Raw genomic sequence first — 20,185 nt, 5'->3', positions numbered from 1 at the left:
AGTAATTATCGAGACTTGCAAATGCGATTGGGGTAGGCACGATGCGCCGCTTTCTTCCAGACACCTTCACCATGCTGCTGGTGCTCACCGTTCTGACGGCATCCTTCTTTCCGGTGCAGGGGACAAGCGCTCACTATTTCGGCATTGCCACCAACTTCGCCATCGGCCTGCTGTTCTTCCTGCATGGCGCGCGCCTGTCGCGTGATGTCGTTATCGCCGGCATGCTGCATTGGCGGCTGCATCTCGTTATCCTGCTGACGACCTTCGGCATCTTTCCGCTGCTGGTGCTGGCCATGGGCCATATCGTGCCGAACAGCATCCTGCCCGTGTCGCTCTACACCGGCCTGCTCTTCCTCAGCGTGCTGCCTTCGACGGTGCAATCCTCCATTGCCTTTACCTCCATCGCCGGCGGCAATGTGCCGGCGGCGATCTGCGCGGCGTCGGCCTCGAACATTTTCGGCATGTTCCTGACGCCGCTGCTCGTCGGCATCCTGTTTTCGGTCGGCGGCCAGGGCGGTGGCTTTTCCTGGGATGTTCTATGGCAGATCATGCTGCAGCTGCTCGCCCCCTTCATTGCCGGCCAATTGCTGCAGCCCTGGATCGGCGACTGGATTCGCTCGAAGAAGAAGATCTTGATGCCGGTCGATCGCGGCTCGATCCTCATGGTCGTCTATTCGGCCTTCAGCGAGGCCGTTGTGGAGGGTTTGTGGCATACCTTCTCGGTGATCGATATCGCAACGGTGATCGTCGCCAACATGGTGCTGCTTGCGATGGTGATCTGCATCACCATGTTCGGCAGCCGTGCTCTCGGTTTCGGAAAAGCCGACGAGATCACCATCACCTTCTGCGGCTCGAAGAAGTCGCTGGCAAGCGGCGTGCCGATGGCCAACGTCATCTTCGCCGGCCAGAGTATCGGCGCCATCGTGCTGCCGCTCATGCTGTTTCATCAGATCCAGCTGATGGCATGTGCCGTGATTGCCCAGAAATACGCCGATGCCGCCAAACGGCGGGAGGCTGCGAAGGCTCACGCAGGCGGAAATTCCGGCGAAGCCAGCAATGCGGCCTGAAGCCCCTGACGACACGCAAAGCGAAAGCGGCGCCCCGATGGAGCGCCGCTTCTTTTGATCTTGGGAGGATCAAGAGTCTGACGGCTTGTCCGTCAGCCCTCATTAGTTGATGTGGGCCTCGATGGCCTTCGGGGTTTCCACCGGCTCTGCCGCGATGGAGATACGGCGCGGCTTCATGGCTTCCGGAATGTTGCGCAGCAGATCGATGTGCAGCAGACCGTTCTTCAGTGAAGCAGCCTGGACCTCGACATGGTCGGCAAGCTGGAAACGACGTTCGAAGGCACGCTTGGCGATACCGCGATAGAGATATTCGCTGGTTTCAGCCGGCTCTTCGCTCTTTTCGCCCTTGATCTGAAGGACATGGGCGTGGGCCTCGATGCTCAGTTCCTTTTCGTCGAAACCGGCAACGGCCATGGTGATGCGGTAGGTGTTTTCACCGGTCCGCTCGATGTTGTAGGGCGGGTAGGTCTGAGCCTGATCCGGCTGACCAAGGCTGTCGAGCATGGTGAATAGACGGTCGAAACCGACGGTGGAACGGTAAAGGGGAGAGAAGTCTACGTGACGCATGGAAGTCCTCCTGTGAGCGACAATTGCGATTACAGTTCTTGTCCCATGACCCCACTCTGGCGGCCTCGGGACGGTTTCGCGAGCCCGTTTGGCACCCGCGAAAAAGAGATGGGGATCGCTTTTCTTCAGTTCAAGCCCCCTGCATTGCCACGCCCGTTCTGCAGAAAATCACTGCGTGAACCGCAGATGAACGGCTGGTTCGGGACCCGTTCAGGCTGCCTGACCTATCGTCGAACCATCGGAACACCATCGTCCGATGACTGAAGTGTATCGTCCCTTCTTCTTCAGTCCTTGCTCGGCCGGCGAAGCGGATCTCTCTATCTCCGCAAGCCGGCCTTTTTTCTTAGCGGGCACTATCTCAGCAATTTCAGCGACCCGGTGAGCGACTTCACCCATTTCGACGGGCCGGCTATTCCCAGCCCGTCGATCACCTCCTCGGCAAGATCGCGGCCGGGAAATGTAGCCTCATACTCCCTGTAGTCGTGCAGAGACCGCGCGAAAGCCGGAAAGGCGACGACCGCCCGCTCCCCCTGCTGGGGCAGGGCCTTCAGCAGTAGCGATCGGATGGCATCGGCATCGGCCTGCAGCATCGGCACCGGCATATTCGAGCTTATGTCTATCGCGCGCTCTTCTCTGTCCGCCAATCGCCGGGCCGCAAGTGCGGGAAACCGCGCGCCCAATCCGATCGCGATCGCGCCTGCGGTATTGGCAATCAGCCCGAGAGGCAGAGCCGGATTGATGACAATGGCAAGACGGATATCGGGAAGCATGGAAAACCTTTGCTTTTGTCGCGTTGGCTTGCAGAGTATCTCCAACATTGTGGATATTCCTACCTTTCGTTGCCAGAAATCGATGATATTAGGTAGAAGCTACCGGTATAGATCGATATTCGAGTCATATATGCCTTCTGCCCTAGAGCCCATCGACCTGAAAATTCTTAACGCCCTCCAAAAGGACGGACGCCTGACCAACCAGGCCCTTTCGTCCGAAGTCGGGCTCTCGACCTCGCCGTGCTGGCGGCGCGTGCGCCAGCTCGAGGAAACCGGCGTGATCCACGGCTATACGGCCGCCCTCGACCGGCGCCAGATCGGCCTCGGCGTCCTTGCCTTCATCCGAGTCAAGATCGACAGCCACAGCGAGGCGGAAGCAGAAGAATTTTCCCGCGACGTGCTGAAACTCAGCGAGGTCGTCGCCTGCTACAGCATCGCCGGAGACGCGGATTTCCTGCTGCAGGTCGTGGCCGCCGATCTCGACAGCTATGCCGATTTCGCCATGGCCGTCGTTCGCCGTCTGCCGCGTATCAAGGAAATGCAGACGACCTTCGTGCTGAAGGAAATCAAGCCCTTCAAGGGTTTTCCGCTAGGGGTCGGCCAGCGATAGCGGCGCAAGGCACGGGTGCCAGGTACGGTATCGGGGAGACAGCGCGCCCATGCGCCTCTTTACGTTTGGATCGAAGCCATCCTATTCTCAGGCAAGTGGCGGCCCGCCCCCGGGTATTGCCTGGGGGTATTGAATGTCGGCGCTCTCTTTCTCGAAGATTTCCTCGTCGCTGAATGTATTGCTGGCAGTCATTGGTCTGCTGATAGTGGCGGTGCTTACGGCGCCCGACATAGCCGAACAGACAAGGTTCATCCTGGAAGTCCTGCTTGCCGGCGTCTGGGCCGTCTATGTTCTGCAATTGATCGAGACGCTGGTCATACATCGCGCAAAAGACGTTCGCGGCAGGGCACCGGAAATCGCCGTCGACGTGCTGGCCGTGCTGGTCCCTCTGGCCGCATTCCTTCTCATCCGCGGGCGTGATCAAAGCCTCTATTGCGCCATCTGGCTTTTGAAGCCGCTGCGCGGCTCGACCTTCTTCCGGCTACTGGGCAGGGTCCTGACCAAGGAAGCACGCAACCTGATCGGCGTCACCTCGATCTTCGGCATCGTTCTGTTCGCCGCAGCGCTTGCCGCTTACATCATCGAGCGCGACGTCCAGCCCGACAAGTTCGGCAGCATTCCCCTCGCGATGTGGTGGGCTGTGACGACGCTGTCGACGACGGGCTATGGCGACGAGATTCCGCAAAGTTTCGCTGGCCGCGTCCTTGCCGGGCTGGTCATGATGTGCGGGATCGGCATCTTTGCCCTATGGGCCGGCATTCTCGCCACCGGCTTCTATGAAGAGGTTCGCCGTCAGGACTTCGTGCGCAACTGGCAGCTGGTGGCGGGAGTGCCGCTGTTTCAGAAGCTCGGTTCGGGCGCCCTCATCGAGATCGTACGGGCGCTGAGACCTCGCGTCGTGCCGGCCGGCGGCATTATCTGCCGCAAGGGCGAGGCCGGCGACCAGATGTATTTCATCGTCGAAGGCCGCGTCAGCGTCGCCACGCCGACCCCGGTGGAACTCGGCTCCGGCAGCTTCTTCGGGGAGATGGCGCTGATCACCGGCGAGCCCCGGTCTGCAACCGTCAGCGCCGCGACCGAAGTCTCGCTGCTGTCGCTCTATTCATCGGATTTCCAGATGCTGTCGAGCAGCAGCCCGGAGATTGCCGATATCATCCGCAAGACCGCGCTGGAGCGACGCGGCACGGCGCCGAAGAGCTGATGTGAACGATCTTCATGGCGTCGGTCCTTGCACGCACCCTTCGGACAAAAGCCAACAAACCTGTTGCAATTCCCCCCGCCTGAGCTATCCCCTTGAGATGAGACATTGGTCAGCGAGGCGCGACACCGTCATGGATTCGATCCTCTATTCCACCGCAGACAATCCGGTGCCGGAAAACCGCACCGAAGGCTTCTTTGAAAGTTTCGACGCACGCAAGCTGCGCTATGCCGTCTTTCGCTGCGAGCAGCCGGTCGCCAAGGGAACGGTCGTGCTGCTGCAGGGCCGTAACGAATTCATCGAGAAATATTACGAGACGATCCGCGACCTTACAGGGAGGGGCCTTTGGGTTGCGACCTTCGATCTGCGCGGCCAGGGCGGATCGGAGCGACTGCTGAGAGACCCTTTGCGCGGCCACATCCGGCACTTTTCCGATTATGAGCGCGACCTGACGGCCTTCCTCGACAAGATCGTCCTGCCGGATACGCGCCTGCCTTTTTTTCTCCTCGCCCATTCGACGGGCGGACTGATTGCCCTGTCTGCCGCGCCGAGGCTTGCAAGCCGCATCGACCGCATGGTGCTGTCGGCCCCCTTTATCGGCCTTACCGGTCACGGCGCCTCGCCGGGCTTTATCCGCCTCCTCTCCGGTGCCGTCAGCGGCATCGGCCTTGGCAGCATGCAATTCAGCAAGAAGTTCAAGGAAAGGCCATTTGCCGAGAATCCTCTGACGACGGACGAGCAACGCTACCGGCGCAACGTCGGTATCAGCACTGCCTACCCGCAGCTTTGCCTGGGGCCACCGACGGCACGCTGGCTATCGCAGGCCTTGCGGGCGATCGGACAGGTCAACATGCCCGAACATCTGTTTTCGATTCAGATCCCGACGGTGCTGATCGCGCCGACGCGGGACGGCGTGGTACCCTATGCCGATCAGGAGCGGCTGTCTCGCTATTTTCGCGCGGCACAGCTCGTACCTGTCCACGGCGCCAAGCATGAAATCCTGCAGGAACGGGATATCTACCGTAATCAGGCGCTGGCCGCGATCCATGCCTTCATCCCCGGCAGCGATGCTGAAACCAATGCCTACGAGATCGAAGCGGAAGCCTGATCTCAGCGAGACAGCACAGCCAGAGCCTGCTCGTAAACCGTGCGGCTGCCGGCTGCGATGATCGTTCCGCCCATTTCGGGGCGGCCGCCATCCCAGGTGGTCATGATGCCGCCGGCCTGCTCGACGACCGGAATGATGCCGCCGACGTCATAGGGCTTCAGCGAATTCTCGATGACGAGGTCGATATGGCCTGCGGCCAGCAGCGCATAGGCGTAGCAATCGCAGCCATAACGGAAGAGCCGGACCTGGTTCTCGATTTCGCGATATTTGGCAAGCTCCTCGCCGAGGAAGAGATGCGGCGAGGTGGTGAAAAGAGTTGCGTTCGAGAGGCTGCCGCAATCGCGGACCTGCAGCCGCCTTTCGCCGTCAGGACCGGAATAGGTGGCGCCATTGCCGTCGGCGAAATAGCGCTCGCCGGTAAAGGGCTGGTCGATCATCCCCATGGTGGCGCGGCCGTTCTTCTGCAGGCCGATCAGCGTGCCCCAGACGGGAACGCCCGAGATGAAGGCGCGCGTGCCGTCGATCGGGTCGATCACCCAGACATGCTCCCGGTCGAGCCCGACATTGCCATGCTCCTCGCCCAGGATACCGTGATCGGGGAACTCGGCCTCGATCAATGCGCGAATCGCCTCTTCGGCGGCGCGATCGCCTTCCGTCACCGGATCAAAGCCCTTGGCTTCCTTGTTGACCACGTCGATGCCGGCCCGGAAGCGCGGCAATGTTTCGGCCTTGGCCACTTCGGCAAGACGATAGAAGAACGAGCGATCAGGAAGCATGGTCAATCCGGGTAAATGGCGGGATGAGCGATGTCATAACCCATATGGGCCTTGAAGCAAACCGGATGATGACGCGGCAGGCGGAATGCCTGCCGATCAGGCAGGATTTTCGAATATGCCTAAATATTTTGCACCGCAATAAAATGCTTGACATTTGTGCAGTGCGGCAGCAACATGCAACTACAGTCTTCTGACTGTAAATACCCTCCTTGGGTGTTTCCTCCCTAGACTTAGCCGCGCCACAAGCGCGGTTCTTTTTTTGTTGGAGCCATCCCCTCGCCCCGCTTGCAGGTAGACGGTCAAAGCAAGGGGCCGGGCACGATGATGCGGCAGCGACAAACACGACCGACCATCACCACAGCCAAGCGATTCGACGGATTCTGTTCGCTTTGAAAGTTCCGAGACAGCCCCTTATCCGAGGCGTCGACATTTCGCCCTGCTCAATGTCTCGCCCAACCTTCTCACCGCCTCTGCGGGGCGAAGAGGCTTTGCCCTACTCCGCAGCCAGTGCCGGATCGCCCGTATAGGACTCCACATGCTCGGCCATGCGTTTCATGAAGAGCGTGATGCCGGCAGCGACCTTGTCGAAATCCGGACGTTTCTCGAGCGTCGTCTCGTCGACATAGAGAGAGCGGTTGACCTCGATCTGCAGGGCATGCAGCCCGCGGGAGGGGCGGCCGTAGTGTTCGGTGATGAAGCCTCCGGCGTAAGGCTTGTTACGCACCGCATTGAAGCCGAGCTCCTCGAGGATCTGCATGGCGGCGCGCGACAGCTCGGCCGAGGCGCTCGTGCCATAGCGATCGCCGAGGATGAAATCGGGTCGCATATTGCTGCCGGCTATGCGGATATTGCCTGGCATGGAATGGCAATCGACCAGCACGCCGAAACCGAATTTGACATGAGTGCGCGCGATCAGCCGCCGAAGCGTGGCATGATAGGGCTTGTAGATGGTGTCGATGCGCCGCAATGCATCCTCCACCGGCACACGGCGCGCATAGATCTCCATATTCTCGGCGACGATTCGCGGAATCGTGCCAAGCCCGCCGGCGACCCGCAGCGAATTGATATTGGCGTAGGATGGCAAAGCGCCGTCGAACATGCGCGGATCGAGCTCATAGGGCTCGCGATTCACATCGATGTACGCACGCGGAAAATTGGCAAAGAGCAACGGCGCGCCAAGAGAACTCGCCGCAGAAAAGAGCTCATCGACGTAGTGATCCTCTGAGCGGCGGATAGCGATGCCCTGCAGGCGGGATTGAGCGATGAAATCGGGGGGGTAGATGCGACCGCTATGAGGCGAGCTGTAGACAAACGGGATGGTCTGGGAAGCAGGCTCCAACACCTCGAAAATCTCAAAACTGCGCATTTCCGCGGACATCAACGTCTTTACCATATCAACAACTTGTCGCAGCAATCATGTTGCCAGTTGCATGACCGCAAGTCCATAGTAACTTGACCGAAATGGCCTTAATCCAAAGCGCCGTATTCGAAATCTCCGGATACCTCGTCAGCGGAAACGCAAGGCGTTTTCGGGGAACGCACTTGCGTTTCGAACAAATGTCGGAATGACGCGTTTTGGCTGACCATTCACGGCTTGTTTACGGCGCGGCGCTACCCTAAACGTTGGACGAGTCCAACAAGACAAGATTGATTAGCGATAGAGATGATGACCCAGAAGATACTTCTTGCCGAAGACGACAACGACATGCGTCGCTTTCTCGTGAAGGCACTCGAAAAAGCCGGCTACAAGGTCTTGTCCTTCGACAATGGAGCAAGCGCTTACGACAGGCTGCGCGAAGAGCCGTTCTCGCTGCTTTTGACCGACATCGTCATGCCCGAGATGGACGGCATCGAGCTGGCGCGGCGCGCCACCGAGCTCGACCCCGACCTGAAAGTGATGTTCATCACCGGTTTTGCCGCTGTCGCCTTGAACCCCGATTCGAAGGCGCCGAAGGATGCCAAGGTTCTTTCCAAGCCTTTCCACCTCCGCGAACTCGTTGACGAAGTCAACAAACTCCTTGCCGCATAAGGCTTTCGGCGGCCGCGTCACAAAACCGAAAAAAAGCCTATTGACGGCGACCAAGGTTTTGTGATCTATGCGCCGCCATCGGATGGGCGTGTAGCTCAGCGGGAGAGCACTACGTTGACATCGTAGGGGTCACAAGTTCGATCCTTGTCACGCCCACCATCCTAATTCGCTGAAAAGCAAGGCCTTTCGAGAAATCGAAAGGCCTTTTTCATTTCCTCCCGCCCGACTAGGCCTGCGTATATCGCGAAGGTTTTTGCATCGGCAAATGTTCCGCAAGACCGCAACCGTTCGTCGGCCGTCATTGCTCCAGAATATGTCGGAATACCGCCGTCGTGGGGTAGGCATAGGCGCCACGATCCACGAAGCCGTGGCGGTAGAGACAATTTCTCAAGGCGAGCCAGTAGAACGTACTGTCTGGATCCGGCGATCCGCGCCGCCAGGAATAGGCTTCGGGCTCGCAACGATCGAGAACCCTCTCGTATGTTGCCAGCACCACCGGGTCGGCGTCGGCGCGAATGCCGTGATAGGTCTGATAGTTTGAAGGCGCCTCGCCGGCGGAGACGCATGCCAGGCTCAAAATCGCACCCAGCGCTAACATCATTCTCATGTGCTTCGATCTCCAACTACAGCAATTCCAGGGAAAGTGCGAAGCGGTTTTCCGTCCGGAATTGCGAAAAAAACAAAAGATGGAGCGGGTCAAAGATTCCATGAGGCTGAACCGCTCCAGCCGCGTCTCGAAAAATTCGAGCGCAGGTCGAGAATAGTAGCCTTTTGAAAGATATCCAATCACATGCTGATGTTCGCGGCCATCGCAGCCGGTGCGAACCCTGCGACACAACCGCCACAAGCCGCTTGACTTCCGGCCTCGCCGTCATCCTACTGTCATATCAGCGCATCGATCATACGGGAGGACGAGATGACGGTGGTGAAGCGGCAGTTCTACAAAAACCATAAGTCCAACGGCGACGAATATATGTTCCATCTCGCCCGCGATACCGAAAGCGGTGAGGTCTACGTCATCCGCCAGGCGGATTATGTCGTCGACGGCGGCAGCGAGAAGAGCATGACCCTTTATGAATTCCTGGCCGGCGGCGGCAATCGCCAGAATGCTCTGCTGCAGTTGATCGGCTCGCTTGTTCCGGAACCGGCGCAACAACATTGAGGCGCACAACGGCTGCGGCGACCTTACGACAGCGGCATTCTCACATCAGGCTCTGACGTGCCCGGCCTAAGTCCGGGCGCCGTCTGTGGTTTCGGACTTGTGCACCGCTTCGGGTTGACTGCCACATTTTGATCGGCGAATCTGCAGGGGCTTGAAAGGAGCCCCTCTTATGCGATTCGCAGGCATTGCTTTTGGATTCACGGCGCTGGTCGCTACACAGGCCGCAGCTGCTACCGTCGAGAATTTTCCGGCACAGGGTGCTACCGTCGTCAGCGGAAAATGCTCCAAGCTCGTGGTCGGCAAATTCGATGCCTCAAAGGGATGTAAGGCAGAACTCGCCAGCGTCACTGCACCCGACGGCTCCGTGACTTTCATTTTCACATCCGGCGGCAAAATGCTCGCCTTCCGCGGCAATGGGAAAGGCATCAAGCCCGGCAGCCAGAAAGGCACCGCGCAATTGCCGATTGAGGTTATCGCGACGGGAGCCGGCAACAATATATCGAATCAAGTCCCGGCAAAGGGCGCCTGCACCTTTGCCAACCCCTATGCCGGCAAGCCGGTTGCCATCGAATGCTCCGCGAAATCGACCGAAATGAGCTTCAACGGCAGCTTCACCTCTGACGGCAAGACACCCCGCCACAAATGATCATGGTTTTGGCATACGGCGCAGGCCCGCGTTAATGCCGCTGGCCGCTCTTCGGCTTATGCCCGTGACTGGTACCAGCCGGTGCTTCGCGTGACAGATCTGCACCGTTGACATGGGCCGGGACATGCACCTCCTCGTGCGTCACCGGCTGCAGCGTCAGATCTACATGATGCGGCGGCAAGACCTGTGCTTGACGCAGCGTATTCGGGCGAGCCTTCTTCTGCCGATCGGTCAATTCCGGCTTTTTCGCTTGCCCTTTGCTATAATTGGAAGTGGGGGTCGGGCTCATGAGAGCTTCTCCTGTCTATCGTTGATCGAGACGATAAATCCGCCGACGGGCGGCACAAACATGCTTGAAAGGCAAACGCAGCCTTTGTCGGTTTGGTTCCCAAATTTCAATTGGCGGGAGCAATCGTGACGACGGCTGATTCAACCCTTGACCTGCGTCGCGACTTCATTAACTATTGATCATCTCCGCGCCTCTCTGACATCGGCGGCGGATTGAACTTTGGTGCCGGGCCCCTCTGGCGAGAGTTTTCACGGCGCTCTCGCGATGTCGGTACCGCCTGCAGATGAGCCGGCGGACTTCTTTCCATGATCAGCTTGACCATGCCTCGCCCGCATGCCGTCTTCGGTATGCGGCTATGCGCGCAATCCGCGCGTACCCATTCATTTTACAGCGAGGTGTCCCCATGACCTCGCCGATCGCCTCAAAATCCGTGCTCGGCTATTTCGGCTGGGCATTTGCCGCCACCGTCGGCGGTCTTGTCCTCGGTGGCCTGCTCGGCTGGAATACCACCGGCACCTTCGGTGGCCTCGCCACGGCCTTCTTCATCTGCACGGTCCTTGCCGTGCTGGAGATCTCGCTCTCCTTCGACAATGCCATCGTCAATGCCAACAAGCTCAAGGAAATGACCCCGGTCTGGCAGCATCGCTTCCTGACCTGGGGCATCATCATCGCCGTCTTCGGCATGCGCATCATCTTTCCGCTGGCAATCGTCGCCATCGCGGCATGGATCAATCCATGGGAAGCGCTGAAACTTGCGGCCGCAAAGCCCGAGCAATATGCCGAGATCATGCAGGCTGCGCACCTGCCCATCGCCGCCTTCGGCGGCACCTTCCTGATGATGGTCGGCCTTACCTACTTTTTCAATTACGAAAAGGACGTGCACTGGATCGGCTTCATCGAAAAGCGGATGGCGCATTTTGCCACCGTCAAGGGCGTCGAAATCGCCTTCGTGCTGATCCTCATTCTCGTCTTCACCTCCATACTGGACGGTGATGATGCCACGGCTTTCCTGCATGCCGCAATCTACGGCCTTCTGACCTTCCTGCTCGTGGAGGTTCTCGCTGGCTTTCTGGATGCCTCGCAGCAAACCATGAGCGCGGCGGCAAGGGGCGGCTTCGGCGCTTTTCTCTATCTCGAAATCCTCGATGCCAGCTTCTCCTTCGACGGCGTCATCGGCGCTTTCGCTCTCACCCAGAACCTCTTCATCATCGCCATCGGCCTCGGCATCGGCGCGATGTATGTCCGCTCCATGACGATCATGCTGGTGGAGAAAGGTACGCTCGCACATTACCGCTACCTGGAGCATGGCGCCTTCTACGCCATCCTGATCCTTTCGGTGATCATGTATATGCAAACACTGATGCATATCCCCGAAGTCCTCACCGGCCTCGGCGGCGCAGCTTTGATCGGCATCTCGCTCTGGTCGTCGATCCGCTACAACAGGCGCAACGGCATCAACCATGCGGCGGCGCAAGATAAGCAGCGGGATCGGGCGGAGGCATAGGCCGCGAAGAAACAGCCGCGGCTCGAAGATCCGTGGCTGTCTTTTGCGAGAAAGGTGCCAGCGACAGACTTTCCTTGGAATTTCCGCGCCAAGATCGCCGAATGTTTACGCTCACGACACATTAGCGCTAGCGTTTTGTGCAAAAATATCGCAATGGCGATTGAAGTTGTCCAAGGAGCATAAGCAGGAAACGCAGTGGTTGCGTATCTTTGCGGGCGGCTCTCGAATGTAGTATCCAGGAGAGGCAATATGGCAGCCAAAATCGTTCCAGTGATCATGGCAGGGGGCAAGGGCACGCGGCTTTGGCCGCTATCGCGCGCATCTGCCCCGAAGCAATTCATCCAGTTCATCGGCGACAGGACGCTGTTTCAGAACACTTTGGAGCGGGTGGCCGATCCCGAGCTCTACGAAGCGCCGATCGTTCTCACCAATGAGGAGTTTCGTTTCCTCGTCGCAGAGCAGGCGCGCGAGCTCGACTTGAAACTGGCGGCGGTGCTGCTGGAGCCGGTCGCCCGCAATACGGCTGCCGCCGTTGCCGCCGCCGCCGCGCTCGTCACCGAGCTTTTCGGCAAGGACGCGATCATGCACGTCCTCGGCTCCGACTATGAGATCGATGCCAATACGACCTATTACGATTGCGTCCGTTTGGCGCGCGACACGGCACTGCAGGGCAAACTCGTCACCTTCGGCATCAAGCCGACGGAGCCTGCAACCGGCTACGGCTACATCGAAAGCGGCAAGGCACTCCCGACCGGCGCCCATGCCGTCAAGTGTTTCGTCGAAAAACCGGCACTGGACAAAGCCCAGGAGATGGTTGCCAGCGGCGGCTTCTACTGGAACTCGGGCATGTTCATGTTCTCGGCTTCCCAGCTTCTGGCCGAAATGAAGGAGTTTGCGCCCGACGTCGAAAAGGCTGCCAGCAAGGCGGTGTCCAAATCGACGCGCGACCTCGATTTCACCCGCCTGGACGCCGATCATTTCGCAAAGAGCCCCAACATCTCCATCGACTACGCGCTCATGGAAAAGACGGCCAATGCCGCCGTCGTTCCCTCGCCTTTCACCTGGTCCGATCTCGGCAGCTGGGATGCGGTGTGGAAAGTCGGCAGCCGTGACGAAAGCGGCAACGTGTCGGCGGGCGCCACAACGCTGGTCAACACGAAGAATTCGCTCGTCATGTCGCACAGCCTGCATGTCGCCGTACAGGGGCTTGAGGACGTCGCCGTCATTGCCAGCGAAGACGCCGTCTATGTCGGCCATCTCAAGGACAGCCAGGAAGTCGGCAAGCTCGTCAAGCTGCTGGCAAGCGAGAAGAAGACCGCCAAGCTCACCGAGACGCATCCGACCTCCTATCGCCCCTGGGGCGGCTATACATCGGTGCTGAACGGCGAACGCTTCCAGGTGAAGCGTATCTTCGTGCTGCCGGGCAAGAAGCTGTCGCTGCAGAAGCATCATCATCGCTCCGAGCACTGGATCGTCGTCAAGGGCACGGCCGAAGTGACGGTCGGCGAAAACGTGCAGATGCTGCGCGAAAACGAATCGATCTATATCCCGCTCGGCGAAGTGCATCGCCTGGCCAATCCAGGCAAGATCCTGCTGGAGCTGATCGAAGTGCAGACCGGCTCCTATCTCGGCGAAGACGATATCATCCGTCTCGTCGACGAGTTCGGCAGAAGCTGATTGCAACGACCGGATCGAGTTTTCAAAACGGCGGGCAAAAAGTTCGCCGTTTTTGTTTTGGCGGCGCACGGCGGAGCTTTTGAAGCGCCGAGAGACGCCTTGCTTTCTTTCGCTGCATTGCACACACTGGCTGCGGGAACAGCAATCACCGCACAACGATGCGGGCTAGGCGAAGAGACATATGGCGATCAAGGCAAGCATCTATCATCTCACCCACTATAAATACGACAATCCGGTCCGCCTCGGCCCCCAGATCATCCGCCTGAAACCCGCCTCGCATTCCAAGACCCGCGTGCTGAGCCATTCGCTGAAGGTCACGCCGTCGAACCATTTCGTGAACCTGCAGCAAGATCCCTACGGCAATTACCTCGCCCGCTTCGTCTTTCCCGATCCGGTGACGGAGCTGAAGATCGAGGTCGATCTCGTCGCCGACATGACGGTCTACAATCCCTTCGACTTCTTCGTCGAAGAGGAAGCGACGCAATGGCCCTTCGGCTACCCCGAGACCATCCGTGAAGATCTTTCCATCTACATGAAGCCGGAGGAGCCCGGCCCCAGGCTGAAAGCCTTCCTCGCCACGCTCGATCGCTCGGAACAAAAGACCGTCGATATGATCGTCGGCCTCAATACGCGCCTGCAGCAAGAGATCGGCTATGTCATCCGCATGGAAGCCGGCGTGCAGACGCCCGAGGAGACGCTGGAGACCGCCAAGGGCTCCTGCCGCGATACGAGCTGGCTGCTCGTTCAGGTGCTGCGTCATCTCGGCCTCGCCGCCCGCTTCGTCTCCGGCTACCTCATCCAGCTCACACCCGACCTCAAAGCGCTCGACGGCCCCTCGGGCACGGAGGTCGATTTCACCGACCTGCATGCCTGGGCCGAAGTCTATCTTCCCGGCGCCGGCTGGGTCGGCCTCGACCCGACCTCCGGCCTGCTGACCGGCGAAAGTCATATTCCGCTGGCCGCTACGCCGCATTACCGCAATGCCGCGCCGATCTCCGGCGGCTATTTCGGCGAGGCCAAGACGGAATTCGATTTCGGAATGAAGGTCGCCCGCGTCGCCGAGCATCCGCGCATCACCAAGCCCTTCTCCGACGAAAGCTGGGATGCCTTGAATGCACTCGGCGAAAAGGTCGACGCGATCCTGAGGGAAGACGATGTGCGCCTGACCATGGGCGGCGAGCCGACCTTCATTTCGATCGACGATTTCCAGTCGGAGGAATGGAACACCGCCGCCGTCGGCCCGACCAAGCGCGACATGGCGGATCAGCTGATCCGCCGCCTGCGCGAGCGCTTCGCGCCCGGCGGCTTCCTGCACTACGGCCAGGGCAAATGGTATCCGGGCGAAAGCCTGCCGCGCTGGACCTTCTCTCTTTACTGGCGCAAAGACGGAAAGCCCGTTTGGCAAAATCCCGCCTTGATCGCCGAAGAGACAGCGAGAACCGGCGTGGGTGCGGACGATGCCGGCAAGCTTCTCAACGCGATCGCCGGGGAATTGGGCATCGAGCCGGAAATGGTGCAGCCGGCCTACGAAGACCCGGCCGAATGGATCATCAAGGAAGGCAGCCTGCCTGAAAATGTCGATCCCTCCAATTCGAAATTGAAGGACCCCGAGGAGCGCAGCCGCATCGCCCGTGTCTTCGAGCGCGGCCTGACCACCGCGACTGGCTATATTCTACCGGTACAAGCATGGAACGCCCGTGCCGGTGCCACGCGCTGGGTCAGCGAAAAGTGGCGAACGCGTCGCGGCAAGATTTTCCTGGTGCCAGGCGATTCGCCGGTCGGCTACCGCCTTCCTCTCGGCACACTGCCCTATGTGCCTCCGTCGCACTATCCCTATATCCATACCGCCGATCCGTCCGTCCCGCGCGTACCCTTGCCAGATGTCGTCGTGCCAGCAGGCCGTGCAATGCCGGAAGCCTCGTTCCACGCCGATGAGAGTTCGCAATCGCGCATCGAGCAGACACTCGGTGAGATCGGCGGTGCAGTGCGCACGGCGATCTCGGTCGAACCGCGCGACGGCCGGCTTTGCGTGTTCATGCCGCCTGTCGAACGAATCGAGCACTATCTCGAATTGCTGGCCGCCGCGGAGAATGCAGCCGCCAATCTCGGGCTGCCGGTGCATATCGAGGGCTACTCGCCGCCGCAGGACGAGCGCATCAACGTCATCCGCGTCGCACCCGATCCCGGCGTCATCGAGGTCAACGTCCATCCCGCATCGAACTGGCAGGAGTGCGTTGACATTACCACGGCGGTTTATGAGGAGACACGGCAAACGCGTCTCGGTACCGACAAGTTCCTGATCGATGGCCGTCACACCGGCACCGGCGGCGGCAACCATGTCGTCGTCGGCGGCGCCAATCCGAGCGACAGCCCCTTCCTGCGCCGTCCCGACCTATTGAAGAGCCTGGTGCTGCACTGGCAACGCCACCCTTCTCTCTCCTATCTCTTTTCCGGCTTGTTCATCGGCCCGACCAGCCAGGCCCCGCGCATCGACGAAGCACGCCATGACAGCCTCTACGAGCTGGAAATCGCGCTGGCCCAGGTGCCGGCGCCGGGTCGCGGGCTGCAGCCGCTCCCGTGGCTGGTGGACCGGCTCTTCCGCAATCTGCTGACCGATGCCACCGGCAACACCCACCGCTCGGAAATCTGCATCGACAAGCTGTTCTCGCCTGATGGACCGACCGGTCGGCTTGGCCTTGTCGAATTCCGCGGCTTCGAAATGCCGCCGAATGCCCGTATGAGCCTTGCCCAGCAATTGCTGGTGCGCGCGCTGATTGCTCGCTTCTGGCGCAATCCGATCGATGGCCGATTCGTGCGCTGGGGCACGACGCTGCACGATCGCTTCATGCTGCCGTATTATATCTGGCAAGATTTCCTCGACGTGCTCGCCGATCTCCGTGAAAATGGCTTCGACCTGCGGCCGGAATGGTTCCAGGCGCAGCTCGAGTTCCGCTTCCCCTTCTGCGGCGAAGTCGAATACGAGGGCAGCAAGCTGGAGCTGCGCCAGGCGTTGGAGCCGTGGCATGTGCTGGGCGAAGAAGGCGCGATCGGCGGCACCGTACGCTACGTCGATTCATCGGTCGAGCGCCTGCAGGTTCGCTTCGAAACCTCCAATCCTTCGCGCTATACGGTGACCTGCAACGGCCGCCCCGTGCCGCTGACGCCGGCAGGAATGGCTGGTGTCTCGGTCGCCGGCGTGCGCTACAAGGCATGGCATCCGGCCTCGGGCCTGCATCCGGTGCTCCCCGTCGACACGCCGCTGACCTTCGATATCTACGATACATGGTCGCGCCGCTCGATCGGCGGCTGCATCTACCATGTCGCCCATCCCGGTGGCCGCAACTACGACACCTTTCCCGTCAATGGCAACGAGGCGGAGGCGCGACGTCTTGCGCGTTTCGAGCCTTGGGGGCATACAGCAGGTGGCTATACCGTAAGACCAGAGACTGCATCGGTGGAATTCCCGCTGACGCTCGACCTCAGGCGTCCGGCGGGAATTTGAAACGAGACTGTGCATGGGTAGAAAACCGGCGACGGAACGACGGGATGAGGTAAAGACCGGTATCGGCAACGATTCGGCCTTTGCCTATCGTCCCCTGCCCGGCGTCGCGGATGAAATGGTCGACAACAAAGGCGCCGTCCGCCCCGTCTGGCAAAACTTCCTGTCGGCGCTGATGCGCATGACGGAAGAGGAGCTGGCCGAGCGCTTCGCCCGCGCCGACCGCTATCTTCGCGATGCCGGTGTTTTCTATCGAGCCTATGGGACGACCGGGATCAGCGAACGCGGCTGGCCGATCTCGCATATCCCGGTGCTTATCGACGAGCGCGAATGGCAGGCGCTCTCCGAAGGCCTGCAGCAGCGTGCCGATCTGTTGGAATCGATCATCGCGGACGTTTATGGCGACAGCCGGCTGGTCGGCGAAGGACTGCTGCCGCCGGCCCTGATCGCCGCCAATCCGGAGTTCCTGCGCCCGCTCGTCGGCATCAAGCCGGCAAGCGGTCATTATCTGCATTTCCTGGCTTTCGAAGTCGGCCGCGGTCCGGATGGCAACTGGTGGGTGCTGGCCGACCGCGCGCAGGCGCCGTCCGGCGCTGGCTTCGCACTGGAAACCCGCGTCGCCACCACCCGCGCCTTTTCGGATATCTATGCCGAAACCAAGGTCCATCGCCTCGCCTCCTTTTTCGGCGCTTTTCGCGATGCCCTGCTGGGTGGCAAGCGCAGCGGCGAAGGCCGTGTCGCCGTCCTGACGCCGGGACCGGCAAACGAAACCTATTACGAGCACGCCTATATCGCCCGCTACCTCGGCTTCATGCTGCTCGAAGGCGAAGACATCACCGTCGTCAACGATCGGCTGATGGTGCGCACCGTCGCAGGCCTGCGGCCGATCAGCGTGCTCTGGCGTCGCCTCGACGCGGCTTACGCCGATCCGCTGGAGCTCAATCAGCAATCCCATATCGGCACGCCCGGCATGGTGGAGGCGCTGCGAGCGCAGACGGTGACCATCGTCAACGCGCTCGGCTCCGGTATTCTCGAGACACGCGCTTTACTCGCCTTCATGCCGACCATCTGCCGGCATCTGCGCGGCGAGGAACTGAAGCTGCCCTCGATCGCGACCTGGTGGTGCGGCCAGAAGAGCGAGCGCGAACATGTCGCCGCCAATATCGAGAAGATGGTCATCGGACCGGCCTATTCCCGCATGCCCTTCTTCGACGACAACGGCCAATCGGTGCTGGGCTCGACATTGCGCAGCACCGCCCGCGATTCGATTGCGGACTGGCTGGCGACCGAAGGCCATAAGCTGGTGGGCCAGGAGGTCGTGACACTTTCGACCACACCGGCCTGGGTCAACGGCAAGCTGACGCCACGGCCGATGAGCCTGCGTGTCTTCGCCGCCCGCACGGAAAACGGCTGGCAGATCATGCCCGGCGGCTTCGCCCGCATCGGCAGCGGCGACGATGTCGCGGCGATTGCCATGCAGGCCGGCGGCTCGGCCGCCGATGTCTGGATCGTCTCCGACAAGCCGGTCGAGGCACACACGCTGCTGCCGGCCGAAGAGACCTTCACCCGAAACATGCCAGGTAGTCTTCCGAGCCGGGCCGCCGACAACCTCTTCTGGCTTGGCCGCTATATCGAGCGCGCCGAAGGCGCCCTGCGCATCCTGCGCGCCTGGCACGGGCGTTTTGCCGAAGCGGCTGATCCGAACCAGCCGCTGCTTGCCGATGTCAGCGCCTATCTCGCCGCCATCGACATCGATACTCAGGAAGCAGTGCCCGAAAACCTGGTTCGCAACATCGATAGTGCGGTTTACTCGGCCAGCAATATCCGCGACCGGTTTTCGCCAGATGGCTGGCTCGCGCTGAACGACCTTGCCAAGACCGCGCGACGCTTCAAGGAAAGGGTCAAGCATGGTGACGATGCCAGCCATGCCATGACGATCCTGCTGCGCAAGCTCGCAGGTTTTGCCGGACTCGTACACGAGAACATGTACCGCTTCACCGGCTGGCGCTTCCTGTCGCTCGGCCGCTATATCGAGCGCGGCCTGCACATGACAAGGCTTCTCGGCCATATGTCCGGCCCTGATGCGCCCGACGGCGCCCTCGATATGCTGCTGGAAATCGGCGACAGCGTCATGACCCATCGCCGCCGCTACAACGTCAATACCGCCCGCCTGACAGTGACGGATCTTCTGGCGCTCGATCCCCTCAACCCGCGCTCGATCCTCTTCCAGATGAACGAGATCCACCGCGAGGTCGAGCAACTGCCGAATGCCTTCGTCAACGGCCAGATGTCGCCCTTCTACCGCGAGGCCATGCGGCTGCATTCGGGCCTAGCCGTGATGACGCCCGAAACGATGACCGTCGAAGTCTACCAGCAGCTGGCACGCGAACTGGAGCGGCTTTCCGACCTGCTGGCACGCACCTATCTCGGATGACGTGATGCTCTACGACCTTTCGCTTCACATGGGCTATATCTACGACGTGCCGGCGAGCGGCGCTCGGCATATTTTGCGCGTCATGCCGCTTTCCCTGCCCGATCGGCAGCGGCTGATCGCCGGCTCGGTGAAAATAACTCCAAGCCCGGACGAGCAATCGAACTTCACGGATTTCTTCCAGCATCCGGCAACCTCGATCCTGGTGCGCGATCCGCATGAAAGGCTCGACATCCGCATGCAGGCACGCGTCCAGGTGGAAAGCCAGCCGGTCGGGGCGGACTTCTCGCCGCTGCTTGCCAAGCTGCCTGAAGAGATCGACGACTGCTGGTCGGTCGATCCTTCCTCCCCTCACCATTTCCTCGGCAACAGCCCGCGTCTGCCCGATACGAGGGAGATCGCAGATTACGGCAAGCAGTGGAAATCAACCAATCTGACGACCCTGCAGATCGCCCACGCGGTCTGCTCGCAGATACACAAGGACTTCGTCTACGATCCCGAGGCGACGACGGTGGACACCACGCCGAAGGAAGCCTTCCGCCTCAAGCGCGGCGTCTGCCAGGATTTTTCGCATGTGATGATCATCGCGCTGCGCAGCCTCGGCATTCCCGCGGGCTATGTCAGCGGCTTCCTGCGCACCATTCCGCCACCCGGCAAGGAAAGACTAGAGGGCGCCGACGCCATGCACGCGTGGGTGCGCGTCTGGTGCGGCGAGACGACCGGCTGGATCGAGCTCGATCCGACCAACAACATGCCCGCCGGCACCGATCACATCGTCGTGGCCTATGGCCGCGATTATTCGGATGTGTCGCCCGTCATCGGCGTGCTCAAGGGCTACGGCAGTCAGAAATC

At 60.5% G+C, this 20,185-nt stretch carries 18 protein-coding genes and 1 tRNA gene; 13 read left to right on the top strand and 6 right to left on the bottom strand.

The window, feature by feature from the left end:
• Positions 1-41 precede the first annotated feature (41 nt).
• Positions 42-1,067 (top strand): bile acid:sodium symporter family protein, encoded by a 1,026-nt coding sequence (locus Q4Q11_RS15395; protein WP_112502989.1) that lies wholly within the window; start codon positions 42-44, stop codon positions 1,065-1,067.
• A gap of 102 nt (positions 1,068-1,169) precedes the next feature.
• On the opposite strand, the gene Q4Q11_RS15390 is transcribed toward Q4Q11_RS15395, so the two are convergent.
• Together Q4Q11_RS15390 and Q4Q11_RS15385 are read right to left on the bottom strand one after the other, a co-directional pair.
• Positions 1,170-1,634: an Hsp20 family protein gene (locus Q4Q11_RS15390; RefSeq protein WP_498570025.1), complete on the bottom strand. Its 465-nt coding sequence runs from the start codon at positions 1,632-1,634 to the stop codon at positions 1,170-1,172.
• A gap of 353 nt (positions 1,635-1,987) precedes the next feature.
• Positions 1,988-2,404: a DUF2000 domain-containing protein gene (locus tag Q4Q11_RS15385; RefSeq protein ID WP_112502984.1), complete on the bottom strand. Its 417-nt coding sequence runs from the start codon at positions 2,402-2,404 to the stop codon at positions 1,988-1,990.
• 130 nt (positions 2,405-2,534) lie between these two features.
• Here Q4Q11_RS15385 and Q4Q11_RS15380 point away from each other — a divergent pair, with 130 nt between their 5' ends.
• The 3 genes from Q4Q11_RS15380 to Q4Q11_RS15370 all read left to right on the top strand — a co-directional run bounded on the left by Q4Q11_RS15380 (position 2,535) and on the right by Q4Q11_RS15370 (position 5,320).
• Positions 2,535-3,014, top strand: a complete 480-nt coding sequence (locus Q4Q11_RS15380; protein WP_498570024.1) for an Lrp/AsnC family transcriptional regulator — start codon at positions 2,535-2,537, stop codon at positions 3,012-3,014.
• Between the two features lie 133 nt (positions 3,015-3,147).
• Positions 3,148-4,215, top strand: a complete 1,068-nt coding sequence (locus Q4Q11_RS15375) for a cyclic nucleotide-gated ion channel (RefSeq protein WP_112502980.1) — start codon at positions 3,148-3,150, stop codon at positions 4,213-4,215.
• 130 nt (positions 4,216-4,345) lie between these two features.
• The gene (locus Q4Q11_RS15370) at positions 4,346-5,320 is read left to right on the top strand and encodes an alpha/beta hydrolase (protein ID WP_113337232.1); all 975 of its coding nucleotides are present in this window, start codon (positions 4,346-4,348) and stop codon (positions 5,318-5,320) included.
• A gap of 2 nt (positions 5,321-5,322) precedes the next feature.
• Here Q4Q11_RS15370 and hisN read toward each other — a convergent pair whose 3' ends face one another.
• Positions 5,323-6,096 (bottom strand): histidinol-phosphatase, encoded by a 774-nt coding sequence (gene hisN / locus Q4Q11_RS15365; protein ID WP_113213624.1) that lies wholly within the window; start codon positions 6,094-6,096, stop codon positions 5,323-5,325.
• 493 nt (positions 6,097-6,589) lie between these two features.
• Positions 6,590-7,489, bottom strand: a complete 900-nt coding sequence (locus tag Q4Q11_RS15360; protein ID WP_498570023.1) for an N-formylglutamate amidohydrolase — start codon at positions 7,487-7,489, stop codon at positions 6,590-6,592.
• Between the two features lie 273 nt (positions 7,490-7,762).
• Between Q4Q11_RS15360 and cpdR1 the strand changes: the two genes are divergently transcribed.
• Together cpdR1 and Q4Q11_RS15350 are read left to right on the top strand one after the other, a co-directional pair.
• Entirely contained in the window at positions 7,763-8,125 is a 363-nt protein-coding gene (gene cpdR1 / locus Q4Q11_RS15355; protein WP_004117561.1) for a response regulator CpdR1, read from the top strand.
• Positions 8,126-8,209: 84 nt separating this feature from the next.
• Positions 8,210-8,284, top strand: a tRNA-Val gene (locus tag Q4Q11_RS15350).
• Positions 8,285-8,423: 139 nt separating this feature from the next.
• Here the strand turns inward: Q4Q11_RS15350 and Q4Q11_RS15345 are convergent.
• Positions 8,424-8,732: a hypothetical protein gene (locus tag Q4Q11_RS15345; protein WP_112502974.1), complete on the bottom strand. Its 309-nt coding sequence runs from the start codon at positions 8,730-8,732 to the stop codon at positions 8,424-8,426.
• A gap of 309 nt (positions 8,733-9,041) precedes the next feature.
• On the opposite strand from Q4Q11_RS15345, the gene Q4Q11_RS15340 reads away from it, so the two are divergent.
• Together Q4Q11_RS15340 and Q4Q11_RS15335 are read left to right on the top strand one after the other, a co-directional pair.
• A complete protein-coding gene (locus tag Q4Q11_RS15340; protein WP_112502972.1) occupies positions 9,042-9,287 on the top strand; it encodes a hypothetical protein in 246 nt (81 codons plus the stop codon).
• Positions 9,288-9,456: 169 nt separating this feature from the next.
• Entirely contained in the window at positions 9,457-9,933 is a 477-nt protein-coding gene (locus Q4Q11_RS15335; protein WP_112502970.1) for a hypothetical protein, read from the top strand.
• A gap of 31 nt (positions 9,934-9,964) precedes the next feature.
• Here the strand turns inward: Q4Q11_RS15335 and Q4Q11_RS15330 are convergent, their stop codons facing one another.
• The gene (locus tag Q4Q11_RS15330) at positions 9,965-10,222 is read right to left on the bottom strand and encodes a hypothetical protein (RefSeq protein ID WP_112502967.1); all 258 of its coding nucleotides are present in this window, start codon (positions 10,220-10,222) and stop codon (positions 9,965-9,967) included.
• A 403-nt stretch (positions 10,223-10,625) separates the two neighbouring features.
• Between Q4Q11_RS15330 and Q4Q11_RS15325 the strand changes: the two genes are divergently transcribed.
• From Q4Q11_RS15325 to Q4Q11_RS15305, 5 genes are all read left to right on the top strand, one after another.
• Positions 10,626-11,726, top strand: coding sequence for a DUF475 domain-containing protein (locus Q4Q11_RS15325; protein ID WP_112502964.1), 1,101 nt, complete (start codon positions 10,626-10,628; stop codon positions 11,724-11,726).
• Between the two features lie 249 nt (positions 11,727-11,975).
• Positions 11,976-13,403 carry a mannose-1-phosphate guanylyltransferase/mannose-6-phosphate isomerase gene (locus Q4Q11_RS15320; protein ID WP_113337233.1) on the top strand — a complete coding sequence of 476 codons (1,428 nt, stop codon included), beginning with the start codon at positions 11,976-11,978 and terminating at the stop codon, positions 13,401-13,403.
• A gap of 181 nt (positions 13,404-13,584) precedes the next feature.
• Complete coding sequence (locus Q4Q11_RS15315) at positions 13,585-16,905, top strand: transglutaminase family protein (protein WP_498570022.1); 3,321 nt, start codon at positions 13,585-13,587, stop codon at positions 16,903-16,905.
• A 13-nt stretch (positions 16,906-16,918) separates the two neighbouring features.
• Entirely contained in the window at positions 16,919-19,336 is a 2,418-nt protein-coding gene (locus Q4Q11_RS15310) for a circularly permuted type 2 ATP-grasp protein (RefSeq protein ID WP_498570021.1), read from the top strand.
• Positions 19,337-19,340: 4 nt separating this feature from the next.
• Positions 19,341-20,185: transglutaminase family protein (locus Q4Q11_RS15305; RefSeq protein ID WP_498570020.1), on the top strand; the 845-nt coding region annotated here is incomplete at its 3' end.

The sequence above is a fragment of the Rhizobium sp. UFLA01-1127 genome, assembly GCF_059803845.1.
This window is presented reverse-complemented; position numbering and strand designations above follow the sequence as displayed.